Here is a 14,778-nt window from a genome sequence, read left to right as displayed (position 1 = left end):
AATGACGGCACAACAGGTATAATGTTGGCGCACGCAATCTTTCCCATGGGAGGATGTCAACATGCGCCTGTACCTACTGCAGTACGGCCTGGAGAACGATGGCACGCCGTTCCCCGGCTACCTGATTCGCGCGGATGACGGCACGAACATCCTGGTGGATACCGGCTTTCCGGCGAGCGCGGTCGGCACGCATCCCTTTCCCAATCTCCTCGTCAAGCCGGAAGACCACGTGCTGCACCAACTCGGACTGGCCGGACTCAAGGCGGCCGACATCCATACGCTCGTTTGCACGCACTTCGACTATGACCATTCGGGTGCGCACGACCTGTTCACGGCCGCCGAGTGCGTCGTGCAGCGCCGTCACTGGAACCTGGTGCACAGCGAGGCTATGGAACGCTTTGACCGGTACCGGGCGAGTTGGAATCACCCGGTACTGCGCTATCGCATGGTCGATGGCGATTCCGCGCTCGTGCCGGGCGTCGAACTGCTCGACACGAGCGGCCACGTCACGGGACACCAGTCGGTGCTGGTGCGGCTGGCTGGCGTTGGCCCGGTGCTGCTCGCAATCGACGCCGCGCCCAGGCTCACGCAGTTCGATTCCGCGACTTATGAGCCCAACCCGTCCGACATGGACCCGGCGGCGGCGCAGGCCAGCATTCAGAAGATGAAAGACGTGATCGCGCGCGAAGGGGTGAAGTTGACCGTCTGTGGCCACGACTCCAAGCAGTGGGCGACGCTGCGCAAAGCGCCGGAGTACTACGAATAGACGAGACCAGGGCTTTTCAAAGTCGAATTTGCCCTCTCCCTAACCCTCTCCCGCGACGCAAAAGCGGCGTCGCAGGCGAGGGAATTGATTCCTTCCCCTGTTCGCTGCAGTTGCGAACGGGGGAAGGTTAGGAAGGGGGCAGTTTGGACCCCGACTATGAAAAGGCCCTGAGACGGGCCCCTTCGGGTATTAAACACCCGAAGGGCCTGCTCCTGCCTACTTCAGCGTATCCAGCAGCAGTTGCCGCACGAACGGGTACAGCGAGTCGGCTGCGATGGCGTGTCCCTGCGCGTTCGGGTGCTGGTTCGCGGGCGACACCCATAGATCAGGCGCGTTCTGTCCAATGTACGCCGGCAGCAGGTTATGCGCCGGCAGGTCGTTGTCCTTGCTGAATTGCACGACCAGGTCGCAGACCGCCGTGAACGGGTAGCGCGCGTTGAGCTCGGCCAGGATCGGGAAGGCGGCTACGCCGACCCGCGCATTGACTTCCTCGCCGATTGCCTTGATCTGCTTGATATTGAACTGCGCTGTGCGCCACTCCTGCTGCTGGATCGGCGTGCCGAAATAAGCATCAATGATCGCCTGCGTGAACGTTGTCGAGATCAGTGCCCGGTCCTGGAAGTCCTTGAACCAGCGGTACAGATATATGTTCTGGTAAAGCGTGGACTGCTGGTTCTGCGCCACAATCTGGTCGCGGATCGGCTCGAAGAAGCTGTTCTGCGCCGACGTGCGCGTGCCGTCGCGCAGGAAGAACACCACCACGATCACATCCGGCTGGAACGTACGCTTCACCTTCTGCAGCAGTTCCACCCAGTCGGTCGTCAAACTGCCGGCGATGCCGCCGTTAAGCACTTCGATGGTGATGCCGCGCGGCGCGAACTCCGCCGCCAGCCGTTTCTCGATCAGGCGCGCGAACATCGCGTTGTTGTCGGCCACGCCGGAGCCGTAGGTGAACGAGTCGCCCAGGAAGAGCACGCGCCGCGTGTTGGGCGGCTTGGGCGTTGCGTACTCCCGGTCGCGCAGGCCGAGCGAGTTGCTCCAGACGCCCGCCGTCCAGTCGCCGCCCAGTTGCTCGGCGGCGAGTTGCTCGTACCACGGGCCGCGATACATGACGCGCGCCAGCCCCTCGCCCAGCAGCAGGCCAACGACGAGGCCGAACACGACAATGAACAGGTTGTTCAGGATGCGTTGCATGCGGATTCCGGCAGGCAGTTTACCATGCCGGTCTTGGCGCGCCAAACCGCTTGCGCAACGCCGCCGCTCGCCTTATACTGTGCCCTGGCACGCTCGCTATAGCCCACCTTGCCGGTCATCTGAGAGAACCCATGAGTCAAGCCCAACGCAAGCTGACCGTGTCCGACGCGGTCGAGTTCAAATCCGTGCACGACGCGCAGGTGTCGCCCGACGGCGCCTGGGTCGCATTTGAAGTCGGCGACCGCACCCGGACCGACACCAAACTGATGCGCAGCGCCATCTGGCTGGTCAGCGCGCAGGGCGGCGACGCCCGGCAGATTGCGCGCGGCCCGCGCGCCGACCGCCGCCCGCGCTGGTCGCCGGACAGTCAATGGCTGGCGTTCCTATCGGACCGCGCCGAGGACGGCCACATGCAGGTCTGCCTGCTGCCGCGCGACATGGGCGAGGCGTCGCCGCTAACCGAGGTGAAAGGCCACATCGACGACTATGTGTGGGCCGCCGACGGCAAGCGCATTTACTTGTTGATTGCCGATCCGCAATCCGACGAGGAGAAGCGCCGCCACGACGCCAAGGACGACGCGCTCGAGTTTGAGGAGCATCCCAAGCTGTCGCGTGTGCACGCGGTCGATCTGGCGACGCGCACGGTCGCGCCGCTGACCGCCGGCGCCTGGCACGCCTGGGAGTTCGATGTCTCGGCGGCCGGCGACCGCATCGCGTTCGTAGCCTCGGATACACCTTACGAGTGGTCGTGGTACCAGTCGCGTATCTCGGTCTGCGCGCCCGGCGCGGCGAGCGAAACCGTCCTGCACCAATCGAAGCGGCAACTCGCCCGGCCGCTCCTGTCGCCCGATGGCGCGCACGTCGCGTTTCTGACCAGCACCTGGAGCGACCGCGGCGTCACCGCCGGCGATCTGTATGTTGTGCCGGTCGCCGGCGGCGAGGCGCGCAACCTGACGCCCGGCTACGTCGGCAGCGTCTCATGGATGAAGTGGAGCGCCGACGGGCGCACACTGACCTTCCTGGCGCTCGAAGAGACGCGGCAGGTCATCGGCGAGATCGACCTCGCTGGCGGCGCGATGCGCAAGCACTGGTCGGGCGACGTGTCCGTCTCGAACGGAAACCAGCCGGTCTTCAGCGCCTCGACCGATGGCCGCGCCATTGCGCTGGTGCGCGAATCGGCGTCCGCGCCGCGCGATGTCTGGCTCGGACGCCGCGCCGGCGATGCGCTCGAATGGAAGCGGCTGACCGATATGTTCCCGCACGTCGACGAGTTCGAGCCGGTCGCAATGGAATCGATTCACTGGTTCGGAGCAGATGGCCTCGCCATGCAGGGCTACCTGCTCAAGCCGCGCACTTTCCAGCCCGGCACGCCGCACCCGATGGTCACGGTGGTGCACGGCGGCCCGACCTCGGCGTACTACTGGCAGTATCCGTTGATGATGCGCTGGATCGGCATGTTGGCGGCGGCCGGCCTGGTCGTCTTCCTGCCGAACCCACGCGGCAGCACCGGGCGCGGCGTGGCCTTCGCCGAGGCGAACCTCGACGACATGGGCGGTAAGGACTTCCAGGACATCATGACCGGCGTGTCGCACCTCATCGCGCAGGGTATCGCCGACCCGGCGCGGCTCGGCATCGCAGGCTGGTCGTACGGCGGTTTCATGAGCATGTGGGCCGTCGGCCAGACCGACCGCTTCAAGGCGGCGATGGCCGGCGCGGGCATTGCCAACTGGCGCTCGTTCCACGGTCTGACGAAGTACCCGACGTTCGACACGACGTTCTACCGCGCCGACCCGTACGACAGCGACAAGGAAAACCCGTACGAGTTGTTCTCCGCGCTGACGTACGTCAAGCGCATCAAGACGCCGACACTGATCGTGCACGGCGAGCGCGACCCCGACGTGCCGGTGGCGCAGGCCTACGAATTCCACCGCGCACTCAAGGACCACGGCGTCGAGACGCAACTGGTCGTCTACCCGCGCGAGCGGCACGGCTTTAGCGAGAAGGCGCACAACCTCGACCTGTGGAAGCGCGTGGTCGATTGGTTCGTGAAGCGGCTGGTGCAGTAACGGGCGGAACGGGCGAAGCCCGGCCGGTGAACTGAGACCCGGCGCATGCCCGTGACGTGATCTTGCGCTTCTCGGCCGGTTACGCCGGGCAGCGCACAGCACGGGCGCCGCTCCGGCGAGGTGCGCCGCGCGCCTCCCCGGTCGTGGATTCCTCGTAATCACACGGTGGTTTTGACAAGCGCATTTGATCGGGTATGATGCTCCCATTCTTTCGGACGCCTCAAATCGATCAACAAGGATGCGCCTATGTCTTCGCACCCGCTTTCACCCGCCGACGAACGTGGCCTGAGCGCGCTCAGCCTCGATTCGCGCTTGCGCCGCGCGTTCCTGCAACTGCCGCGCGGTCAGCTCGCGGACCTCGTGCGCCGGGTGCACGACCTCTCGCGCGAGCGCAGCCTCGTCTATTATCGCGAGAGCGGCGAAGAAGTGATCAACGTCATGCTCTGCCCGCGCGGCATCTTCCCCGAGCAGTCGTCGTATTACCATTATGCCACGCTGACGATCATCGAGGCGCTCAAGCAGGTACCCGACCTGTACCTGCAGAACGAAGCGGTGCGCACGATCCTGCCGCTAAGCGAGACTGAGGACCGGTGGTTGCAGGAGCTCTGGACGCCTGCACACAGCCAAAAGCACTCGATCTTCGGGCGGCTCGACGCGATGACCGACCTGACGACGCCGGCCTGGAAAGAGGCGCTCGAGTTCATGGAGGCGAACCTGACCGGCGTCGGCGGCGTGCACCTGATTCCGACCGCCGAGAGCATCATCCTCGACGTCATCGCACCCGCCATCCAGGAGGTCGCGCCGGAGCTTGAACTGGAGTCGCTCTACGATCTGCGCGATCTGTTTATGCAGGAGATGCGCGACCAGGCGAAGACGATCCGGCGGCACGGCGGCGCGATCGCGCTGGTCGACCCGAAGTTCATCATGGACGGGCCGAACGAGCAGACGGCGCTGCAAGCCTATTACAGCGCGCAGGGACTGCCGGTCTTCCACGCCGACCCGACCGAGCTGCAACTGAAGGGCGACGAGGTGCTCTACGGGGGCACGCCGGTCGATGTCTGCTACCGCGACTACGAGCTGCGCGACGTGATCGACCTGGAATCGGACGGCGTCGACGTGCGCCCGCTCAAGCACCTGTTCAAGACCAACCGGATGATCTCGTCGATGGCCGGCGACTTCGACCACAAGAGCGGCTTCGAGATCCTGACCGACCCGAACTGGGCAAGGTACTTCACGCCCGACCAGCAGGAGGTCTTCCAGCGGCACGTGCTCTGGACGCGGCTGCTGCGCGAGACGATGACGACCGGCCCGGAGGGCTGGCCGATCGACCTGATCGAGTACACGCGGCGCAACCGCGAGCGGCTGGTGATCAAACCGAACCGCTCCTACGGCGGCGCCGGCGTGCATATCGGATGCGGCATGGAGCAGTCCGAGTGGGAGACGGTGATGCAGGCGGCGCTCACCGATGCCGAGTCCGGCTGGGTGGTGCAGAAGATCGCGCGCACGAACGTCGCGGAGTTCCCGGTGGTGGACGACGACGGCGAAGTGCACATGGCGCCGTTCTACTTCGTGCTCGGCTTCGCGGCGACCAAGCGCGGGCTGTCGGTGCTGGGGCGCGCCTCACAGAAGCAGGTGGTCAACGTGGCGCAGCGCGGCGGGTTGTGCACCGTGCTGGTCGGCCGGCACAGTGGGCCGATCCGCCCGCCAGTGATGCCGCCGCGCAGGTGACAACGGACGAGGCAACGGACAAACGGACGATGGGCGGGGAGCCGGTTTCATGGATCGAGGCGGTAGGTGGAGACCCTTCGGGTTTGGGAAACCCGAAGGGTCTTTTGATTCTGTCAAGCGGGTCAACGGATGAATAGCGGATGAACGGATGACGCCGCCCCCATCCGACTATCCGTTCTCTATCCGTTGACCCGATTGACAGCGCGCCCGCGCCGTCGTAAAGTAGGGGCGAAGCATTTGCGTGCGCGGCGCACAATACAGTCGGGCGTGCCTGTGAATGCTTCGCCCGACCTCACCCATACAAGGACACCACCATGTACGACATTCTGATCAAAAACGGCATCATCTACGACGGCGACGGCGGCAAGCCGTATGCCGGCAGCGTCGCCATCAGCGAGGACAAGATCGCCGCCGTCGGCGCGCTCGACGGGGCGGAGGGCGTCATCGAGATCGACGCGCATGGCATGGCAATTGCGCCCGGCTTCATCAACATGCTGAGTCACGCGCAGATCGGTCTGCTGGTGGACGGCCGCTCGCAGTCCGACATCCGCCAGGGCGTTACGCTCGAAGTGATGGGCGAGGGCATGGCGGCGATGGGGCCGCTCAACGACGCGATGAAGGCCGACCGCCGCGTGCAGGCGTTCCTGCCGGATGCGAACTACGATATCAGCTGGACGACGCTCGGCGAATATCTCGACCACGTCGCCGGGCGCGGCATTTCATGCAATGTCGCTTCATTTACCAGCGCGTCGGTCGTGCGCGTCAACGTCCTGGGGCACGTATCGCGCGCGCCGGACGCCGGCGAACTGGCGCGCATGCAGGCACTGGTGCGGCAGGCGATGGAGGAAGGCGCGCTCGGCATCTCGTCGTCGCTGATCTACGCGCCGGACTGCTACGCGGGCACCGATGAACTGATCGCGCTGGCGAAGGTGGTCGGCGAGTACAACGGCATGTATATCTCGCACGTGCGCAGCGAGGGCAGTCGCTTCCTCGAAGCGGTGGATGAGTTGATCCGCATCGCGCGCGAGGGCGGCTGCGCGGCCGAGATCTACCACCTGAAGGCGTCGGGCAAGGACTACTGGGGCAAAATGGATGGGGCGATCGCCAGGGTCGAGCAGGCGCGCGCCGCCGGGCTGGCGATCAGCGCCGACATGTACACCTACACCGCTTCGGGCACCAGCGTCGCTTCGAATATTCCGGGCTGGGCGCACGAGGGCGGCCGGTCCGCGCTGCTGGCGCGCCTGCGCGACCCGCAGGCCCGCGCGCGCATCAAGCAGGACATGGCGGTCAAGAACGGCGAGTGGGAGAGCCACCTGGCCGCCGCCGGCGCGGAGAACATCCTGCTCGTCTCGTTCAAGCGGGACGATATGAAGCCGCTGATGGGCAAGACGTTGGCCGAGGTGGCCGCGATGCGCGGGCAGCCCGCCGACGAGGTGCTGCTCGACCTGGTGTTGGAGGACGAGGCGAACCCGAGCGCGGTCTACTTCAAGATGTCCGAGGACAATATCCGCAAGCAGATCCGCGTGCCGTGGGTGTCGTTCTGCTCCGACAGCCCGTCGCTGGCGCCGGAGGGCGTATTCCTCAAGTCGAGCACGCACCCGCGCGCCTACGGCAACTTCGCGCGCCTGATCGAGAAGTACGTCGTCAACGAGCGGATCATCCCGCTGGAAGAGGCGATCTACCGGCTGACGATGCTGGCAGCCACGAATCTGAAAATCCAGAAGCGCGGCGCGCTGCGCGACGGCTACTACGCCGACGTGGTCGTGTTCGACCCGGCGGCGGTGCACGAGCACACGACGTTCCAGGACGCGCACCGCTACGCGACCGGCATGTCGCACGTCTTCGTCAACGGCGTGCAGGTGCTGAAGGACGGCGAGCACACTGGCGCGAAGCCAGGCATGGTCGTGCGCGGGCCGGGGTGGAAAGGGTAGCCGGAATCCGGAGGCGGAGTGTAGTACTGTCTTGCGTTGAGCATGTCCTAAGCCACTGTCATTCTGAGCGCGGAGGCAAGACCGATGGAGTGCAACACGCTTCGCGCGCGAAGAATCTGGGTTGTGGCATTTCAGATGTTTCGCGCGCGTAACGAGCCAAAGGACATAGGCCCTGCCTTCGCGCTCAACATGACAAACTAGGACACCTATAAAACGAAACCCCATAAGAGCGAGGCAACCACATCTGCCCGGTTGCCCCATACTTTTTCCACGTTCAGTAAATCTTTGACAATCGCCCCCCGTATCACGATAATTCAGAAGACTTCGCAGGTCTCAAAGATCTGCGAAGTCTGAGTCCACCCATGCGCTCTTTCTACCAACTGGCGTTCCGCAATATGCGCGCGCGATTCACGCGCACGCTGCTGACGACGGCCGGCATCGTGCTCGGCGTCGCGGTCATCCTCGCCGTCGCCATCACCAACCAGTCGACGCTGTCTTCGATCGGCGACCTGTTCGATGAAGTGTCGGGCAAGTCGCAACTGATCGTGCAGAGCGCGAACGACATGGGCGACGGGTTCGACCAGAACGTGCTGGCGCGCGTGGCGGCGGTGGAGGGCGTGCAGACCGTCGCGCCATCGGCGTCGGCGCGCAGCCTGCTGGCGAGCGAGGCGGGACAGTGGCAACTGGCGGTCAACTTCGCGACAGTCGGCGGGAGCGAACTGCAACTGTTCGGCGCAGACCCGCTGGTGGACGGCGAGGCGCGCGTGTACCAGTTGATCGAAGGGCGCCTGCTGCGCGACGCGGAGGAGCAGGCGATCGTGCTGGTGAAGGAGTACGCCGACGACAAACACATCAGCCTGAACAAGAACATCCAGTTGTTGACGGCGACCGGCATCGAGTCGTTCCGCGTGGTCGGCATCATCAAGAAGGAAGGCGTCGGGCGGCTGAACAACGGCCGGATGGGCGTGGTCGGGCTGCGCGTGCTGCAGGACAAGTTCGAGCGCGGCCGCAACATCGACATGCTCGACGTGGTGGTCGAGCCGGCGCTGGCCAACTCGACGGATGCTCTGAAGACGGTGCGGCGGCGCATCGAGGATAAGCTGGGCACCAGGTTTACAGTGAGCTACCCGGCGTCGCGCGGGCAACTGGTCGCACAACTGCTGGAAACATACCAACAGGGCTTGGCGTTCTTCAGTGCGGTCGCGCTGTTCGTCGGCGCGTTCCTGATCTACAACGTGTTCAACATGAATGTCGTGGAGCGCACGCGCGAGATTGGCATGCTGCGCGCGCTGGGCGCGACGCGCCCGCAGATCATGGTGCTGGTGATGGGCGAGGCGCTGCTGCTGGGCATCGGCGGGACGGCGCTGGGCGTTGGCGCCGGCGTGGCGATGGCGAGCGGGCTGACGGCGTTGATGGCCGAGACAATGCAGATCGAGATCCCGAAGGCAACCGTGCCGCTGGACGGGGTCATCATCGCCGTAGCGACCGGCATCATCGTGACGCTGTTCGCGGCGTTTCTGCCGGCGCGGCGGGCCAGTCGCATTGCGCCGATGGAGGCGCTGCGCCCGGCCGGGCAGAGTGGCGCGGGGCGGCTGAACCGGATCGGCTGGCTGGTCGGACTGGCGATGATCGTGCTGGCGCTGCTGCTGGTATTCTTCGCAGCGTTCCCCAGCGAGATACTGCTGGCCGTCGGCATGTTCAGCATGTTCAGCATGCTGATCGGTGCGGCGCTGCTGATCCCGGCGGCGATGCAGCGACTGGAGGGCGTGCTGCGGCGCGTGCTGCGCGCGCTGTTCGGCGGCGAAGGGGCGCTGGGCGCGGGCAACGTGCAGCGCGCGCCGGGCCGCACCGCGTTGACCGTCGGCGCGTTGATGGTCGGCGTGACGATGATCATCGGGCTCAGCGGCTTGACCGCCGCGTTCCGGCAGGATATCAACAAGTGGATGGAGAACGCGCTCGGCGGCGACCTGTACGTCTTCTCCCCGCTGCCGATGCGCACGGAGCTCGGCGAGCGGATGCTGACCGTCGATGGCGTGCGCGTGGCGACGCCCCAGCGGTACTTCCCGGTCAAGCGGATCGACACAGCGACCGGCATGCTCGACGCCGACACTTCGATCCTGTTTGAAGCGATCGACCCGGTGACGTACCTGCAGACGGCGCGCTTTCAGTTCGTGACCGGCACGCAGGGCAGCGAGGCCGAGTTGGCGGCCAAACTGATGCGCGGCGATGCCGTGATGCTGGGGGCGTCGCTGGCCGAGCGGCTGGGATTGAAGCAGGGCGACACGATCCGGCTGAACACGCGCCGCGGCCCGTCGGATTTCGAGGTGGCAGGTATCATCGTTACATTTATAGCGCAGGGCAGCACGGTGACCGGCAGTTGGGAGGATATGCGCCGCTACTGGGGACTCAACGATGTGAGCAGCTTCACGGTCAAGCTGCAACCGGGCGCGGACCACGAGACGGTGGCGGCTGCGATCAAAGAGCGCTACGCGGGCAGCTACCACCTGCGGATCGAGACGTCACACGAGTACCACGAGCGCATCGCGCGCGTGGCCGACCAGTCGTTCGCGTTGTTCGACGTGCTGAACCTGATCGGTGTGATTGTGGCGGCGCTGGGCGTGATCAACACGCTGATCATGAACGTGATGGAGCGCCAGCGCGAGATCGGCATGCTGCGCAGCCTCGGCATGACGCGCACGCAGATCGGCAAGCTGATCCTGTCGGAGTCGGCGGCGATCGGCATCGTCGGCGCGCTGTTCGGGCTGGTGTTCGGGCTGGCGCTGGCGCAGATCCTGCTGCGCGGCGTGAACGACCTGAACGGCTATGAACTGCAATTCGTCTGGCCGGTGGCGGCGCTGGTCGAGGGCGTGATCGTCGCGCTGGTCGTCTCGCAACTGGCGGCGCTGTACCCGGCGTGGCGCGCGGCGAGCACGAACATCGTCGCCGCGATCCAGCATGAGTAGTGCAGAGCAGACCTCACAGGTCTCGCAGACCTGTGAGGTCTCCCAAGTGATCGGAGGGACCCATGAATCGCCTGATTGCCCTGTTGATGCTGGCGACGATGCTGGCCGCGTGCGGCGAATCGCCGACGGTGCCGCGCGCCACGCCGGCGCCCAGCACACCGGCTGCGACGATAGCGACAACCGTACCCACCGTCGCGCCGCCGACCACGCCGCCCACGGCAGCCCCGACAGCGACGCAGGCGTCGCCAACCGCTACGAGCGTGCCGCCATCGCCCACGACTGCGCCGGCCACCGCAACTGCCACGGCGACCAGTGTGCCTCCGGCCGCGACGGTGACACGGCCGCTGCCGACGCCGTTCCCGGTAGCGAAGGTGCTGTCGTTCACGGCCAACCCGACGACGACGAATGCGATCGGCGACCAGATTACGTTTACCTGGCAAGCGACCGGGCAACAGGCGCAACTGTGCCCGCTGTTCGGCCCCGGACCGGTGGACAGCCAGTGCGTGGATGTGCCGCTGAGCGGAACGCGCATGATCACCGTCACAGAGGCCGATCTGCAATGGGTTGGCTATGTATTGCGCGCGCGGAGCGGCGGGCTGTCCGAGCTGGCGTCGGTGCGGGTATTCATGCAGTGCCGTGGCTTCCGCGAGTGGTTCATGGCGAACCCGCCGCTGCGCTGCCCGGTCAACACGGCGCAGTTCTCGCAGGCGGCGTTCCAGCGTTTTGACCACGGTTTCATGGTCTGGACCGCACAGCCGGACGCGTTCACCGTGTTCAATGACGGCACGCCGCAAACCGTGGACACCTATACCGCCGTGCGGCTGAAGCCGGGCGCGTCGCCGGACAACCGCACCGGCGAGACGCCGCCGGCCGGGCGCTTCGAGCCGCTGAGCGGCTTCGGCATGTTGTGGCGCGGCGAGTTTGTGGATGTGCCGGCGGCCCGCGCGCGGCTCGGCTGGGCGTTGGAGCGGGAGTACGCGTTCACCAGCGGCCACCAGTGCGAGTTGACAGCGTACCCGCGCTTGTGGAACTGCTACCTCGGCGGACCGAACGAGAAGGTGTACCTCATGCGGCCCGATTCGACGGCCGGCGTCAACGTGTTGTGGAGCGAGTTTGGAACACGATAGCTTGGAACACGAGAACCACGAAATAACACGAAAGACGCGAAAGGGGCCGACCACTGGTCGGCCTCTGCGGTCGATCATGACGCCTCATCCGTTGATCCGTTCAGAATCCGTTGACGCCGATGTCCACATTGGATCGTAACCAACTGATGACCGGCGCGCGCGCGTTCGGCGTTGAGCTGAGCGAGGCGCAGACGCAGGCGTTCGCGGCGTATCTCGACGCCCTGCTGGAATGGAACGCGAAGTTTAATCTGACGGCGATCACCGATCCGGCGGAGGTCGTGAGCCGGCACTTCCTCGATTCGCTGTCGCTCTTCGCATTGGCGGAACGCTATCCGGTGCGCGCCGAGGGCATCGCCGTGATCGACGTCGGTACCGGTGCAGGGCTGCCGGGGTTGGCGCTCAAGATCGTCTGCCCGACCTGGCAACTGACGCTGCTGGAAGCGACGCGCAAGAAGTGCGACTTCCTGGAGCACGTCGTATCGGCGCTGAAGTTGACCGATGTGCATGTGGCCTGGGGGCGCGCCGAGACGGTGGCTCACCAGCGCGGGCAGCGCGAGCGGCACGACCTGGTCTTGGCGCGCGCGCTCGCGGAGATGAACACGCTGGCCGAGTACCTGCTGCCGTTCGCGCGCGTCGGCGGGCTGTGCGTGGCGTGGAAGGGCGAGACGGTGCAGGGCGAGGTGAACGCCGCCAAGGGCGCGTTCGAAAAACTCGGCGGAAAACTGGACACGGTCAAGCAGGTGCACGTGCCGGGGATCGAAGCGAAGCGACACCTGATCGTGGGCGAGAAGGTCGCGCCGACGCCGGACGAATACCCGCGGCGGGAGGGGTTGGCGGCGAAGAAGCCGTTGAGGTAGCAGTTACGCCGCTGGCCACCGGATTCAGATTCAACAATCAAGCAAAAGGAGAAATCCATGACAGAGCGGGACTTCACGCTAGAAGAGCGCACCGTACTGCAGCGTTACATTTACCTTTACAGCTACCCCGACAGTTTCCCTGACGCAAACAAGCGAAGCAAGATCTTCTATGTTGGTAAAGGGCAGGGCAACCGCGTTTTTGAACATCTTGGCGACGCGAGCGAATCTGAAAAGGTCGAAGTGATCCAGGAGATCCGCGAGAATGGGCAGCAACCAAAGATTGAACTTATTGCTTGGAACTTGTGGGATGACGCCGTCACCTCACTAGTTGAACGCGTCGTCATAGATCTGATAGGTGTAGAGAATCTAACAAACCAGAATCGTGGGCAGGGCGCGCACAAATTCGAGCGGATCACCACAGTAGAATGGAAAGATCGTTACGGCAGTGTTTCCAAGCCCGACCATCGTGACGCTACGCGTGAGTTCAAGGCTATCCAGTCAGAATATGAGAAGATAGCGCCGGCAGGCTTTCGGGAAATCGGTAGAATCAAGAAGGTCTGGGCTGCCGTGTCTGCCTCTGACTGGCCGCCGGAATGGGCTGATCGCACCAAGTACAATTTCCAACTCCATAGTGATGATGGCGTACAGAAGATAGGTGTCGAGATCTTTATCGAACAACAGCAGCCAAACCAGCAGAAGGTTGTGGCGACAGTTCAGAGCTTCAAGCCAGAGTTGGAACTCTCGTTTCCGGGGCCCGTGAAGGGAGTCAAGAGGTTCGAGTATGCGGGACTTGCACTTGCCATCATGTTTGAGCGAACCACGCACCCATTAGTAATCGCCGGAGCTATGGTAAAGCTGATCGAAAAGACGCAAGACAAGCTGAAAGCAGTCTTGCAGGAGGCATACTCATCCCAAGCATAAACTCCGCCGATGGAAGTGCGGGGGCAGCGACATACCCGGCTGCTACACGAAGATCGCTCGGGCCACCGAAACCCGTGCGGTCTGCTCGTTGTGCCTGGCTTGGGCGCATGCAATGCGCTTCTATCGCAGCCGTCGTCAGTCCGTTTGTCCGTTTCCGTGTCCGTTGTCGCCGTTGTCACCTTTCCCACCACTTCAGCACCCGCAGGGCGCGGAGCGTGTTCCAGCGGCTGGGCGCGCCACGCCGCTCCAGTTCGAAGAAGGTCTTGCCCGTGTAGGTGTTCTGCAATGACCATCGCCCGTCGGACGCCCGCGTTTCATTTACGATACCAATTGCGTCGGCCAGTCGTGGGTCGCGCGGCGCGTTGACGGCCTGGAAGTAGTCGAGCGCGCGCAGGATGTCGTAGTGCCAGCGCGGCGGGAACGAGAAGCGCGTGAAGATCGTCTTGACGATATTGCCGGTGCGGTGCGAGCGGAACAGCTGGTGCTGCAGTAGGAACTCACGCGCCCGGCGCTGCGCGGCGCGCACCGCCCGCTGCGTGCGCTGAGCCTGTCGAAGGGCGCTCCCCCGATGCAGTTCGTAGTGACGCAAGCCTTCGAGCGCGCTGATAGTTGTATTGAACGACGAATGGGTCGCGCCGAGCGGGCGGCGGCAGTTCCAACCGCCGTCGGGCATCTGCTCCTCCAGCAGGTGAGCGGCCACGACGTCAAGCCGCTCGTCATCCAGCTCGAAGTACGAGAGCAGCGACAGTGTCATCCCCGTCACGCACGTCTCGCCCCGGCGCGTCTTCTTCGCCCCAAGATCGTTATTGATGCCGCCATCGGGTTGGATCCCGCCGTCGAGCAGCAACCGGCAGCCCTGACGCGCCTGCGCGTTGTCGGGCGGCAGGCCGAAGTCGCGCAGGAGCATCAGCGTGTAGTGGGTCGAGGTCCATTTGGGCGTATACAACCCGTGTGCCCACGTGCCTTCGGCATCCTGAAGCGCCAGCAGTTGCGCGCCCCAGCCCTCGCGCGCGACCCGCTTCCGCTCTCGCGTAACGGTGCGTTCCGCCGCACCGCGCAGATCGCGCAACGCCTGCCAACGAATCGCCGGGTCGCCTTCCAATAGCCAATCGAGCACCGCATCGGTCGGTAGAGCCATCGGGTGCCTCCTTGCGGGCGTTCAGTTGAACGCCCGTACACGATTGAACGCCCGTACACCGTGCAGCAATTCTCATTTTGGAGTCGG

At 64.7% G+C, this 14,778-nt stretch carries 10 protein-coding genes; 8 read left to right on the top strand and 2 right to left on the bottom strand.

Features of this window, described 5'->3' with window-relative positions; translation table 11 throughout:
* Positions 1 to 61 precede the first annotated feature (61 nt).
* Entirely contained in the window at positions 62 to 766 is a 705-nt protein-coding gene (locus HZB53_20940) for an N-acyl homoserine lactonase family protein (GenBank protein ID MBI5880123.1), read from the top strand.
* A 216-nt stretch (positions 767 to 982) separates the two neighbouring features.
* Here the strand turns inward: HZB53_20940 and HZB53_20935 are convergent, their stop codons facing one another.
* Positions 983 to 1,960, bottom strand: coding sequence for a hypothetical protein (locus HZB53_20935; protein MBI5880122.1), 978 nt, complete (start codon positions 1,958 to 1,960; stop codon positions 983 to 985).
* A gap of 131 nt (positions 1,961 to 2,091) precedes the next feature.
* Here HZB53_20935 and HZB53_20930 point away from each other — a divergent pair, with 131 nt between their 5' ends.
* The 7 genes from HZB53_20930 (at position 2,092) to HZB53_20900 (ending at position 13,553) form a co-directional block, all read left to right on the top strand.
* On the top strand, positions 2,092 to 4,026 hold the full coding sequence (locus HZB53_20930) for a S9 family peptidase (GenBank protein ID MBI5880121.1): 1,935 nt from the start codon (positions 2,092 to 2,094) through the stop codon (positions 4,024 to 4,026).
* A gap of 246 nt (positions 4,027 to 4,272) precedes the next feature.
* A complete protein-coding gene (locus HZB53_20925; GenBank protein ID MBI5880120.1) occupies positions 4,273 to 5,754 on the top strand; it encodes a hypothetical protein in 1,482 nt (493 codons plus the stop codon).
* A gap of 314 nt (positions 5,755 to 6,068) precedes the next feature.
* Positions 6,069 to 7,685, top strand: coding sequence for an amidohydrolase family protein (locus tag HZB53_20920; GenBank protein MBI5880119.1), 1,617 nt, complete (start codon positions 6,069 to 6,071; stop codon positions 7,683 to 7,685).
* A gap of 362 nt (positions 7,686 to 8,047) precedes the next feature.
* Positions 8,048 to 10,648, top strand: a complete 2,601-nt coding sequence (locus HZB53_20915) for an ABC transporter permease (protein ID MBI5880118.1) — start codon at positions 8,048 to 8,050, stop codon at positions 10,646 to 10,648.
* A 62-nt stretch (positions 10,649 to 10,710) separates the two neighbouring features.
* On the top strand, positions 10,711 to 11,775 hold the full coding sequence (locus tag HZB53_20910; GenBank protein ID MBI5880117.1) for a hypothetical protein: 1,065 nt from the start codon (positions 10,711 to 10,713) through the stop codon (positions 11,773 to 11,775).
* Between the two features lie 128 nt (positions 11,776 to 11,903).
* Positions 11,904 to 12,632 (top strand): 16S rRNA (guanine(527)-N(7))-methyltransferase RsmG, encoded by a 729-nt coding sequence (gene rsmG / locus HZB53_20905; protein ID MBI5880116.1) that lies wholly within the window; start codon positions 11,904 to 11,906, stop codon positions 12,630 to 12,632.
* A gap of 57 nt (positions 12,633 to 12,689) precedes the next feature.
* On the top strand, positions 12,690 to 13,553 hold the full coding sequence (locus HZB53_20900) for a GIY-YIG nuclease family protein (protein MBI5880115.1): 864 nt from the start codon (positions 12,690 to 12,692) through the stop codon (positions 13,551 to 13,553).
* A gap of 175 nt (positions 13,554 to 13,728) precedes the next feature.
* On the opposite strand, the gene HZB53_20895 is transcribed toward HZB53_20900, so the two are convergent.
* On the bottom strand, positions 13,729 to 14,691 hold the full coding sequence (locus HZB53_20895) for a hypothetical protein (GenBank protein MBI5880114.1): 963 nt from the start codon (positions 14,689 to 14,691) through the stop codon (positions 13,729 to 13,731).
* Positions 14,692 to 14,778 lie beyond the last annotated feature (87 nt).

The sequence above is a fragment of the Chloroflexota bacterium genome, assembly GCA_016235055.1.
Classification (GTDB): Bacteria; Chloroflexota; Anaerolineae; order JACRMK01; family JACRMK01; genus JACRMK01.
The sequence above is the reverse complement of the archived record's forward strand: the minus strand, read 5'-3'. Positions and strand labels throughout refer to the sequence as shown.

Bases quoted from the DNA above. Each gene is read 5' to 3' on its own strand.
- HZB53_20910 (MBI5880117.1), top strand. From the start codon at position 10,711: ATGAATCGCCTGATTGCCCTGTTGATGCTGGCGACGATGCTGGCCGCG.
- HZB53_20935 (MBI5880122.1), bottom strand. From the start codon at position 1,960: ATGCAACGCATCCTGAACAACCTGTTCATTGTCGTGTTCGGCCTCGTC.
- HZB53_20915 (MBI5880118.1), top strand. From the start codon at position 8,048: ATGCGCTCTTTCTACCAACTGGCGTTCCGCAATATGCGCGCGCGATTC.
- HZB53_20920 (MBI5880119.1), top strand. From the start codon at position 6,069: ATGTACGACATTCTGATCAAAAACGGCATCATCTACGACGGCGACGGC.
- HZB53_20930 (MBI5880121.1), top strand. From the start codon at position 2,092: ATGAGTCAAGCCCAACGCAAGCTGACCGTGTCCGACGCGGTCGAGTTC.
- HZB53_20900 (MBI5880115.1), top strand. From the start codon at position 12,690: ATGACAGAGCGGGACTTCACGCTAGAAGAGCGCACCGTACTGCAGCGT.
- HZB53_20895 (MBI5880114.1), bottom strand. From the start codon at position 14,691: ATGGCTCTACCGACCGATGCGGTGCTCGATTGGCTATTGGAAGGCGAC.
- HZB53_20940 (MBI5880123.1), top strand. From the start codon at position 62: ATGCGCCTGTACCTACTGCAGTACGGCCTGGAGAACGATGGCACGCCG.
- HZB53_20925 (MBI5880120.1), top strand. From the start codon at position 4,273: ATGTCTTCGCACCCGCTTTCACCCGCCGACGAACGTGGCCTGAGCGCG.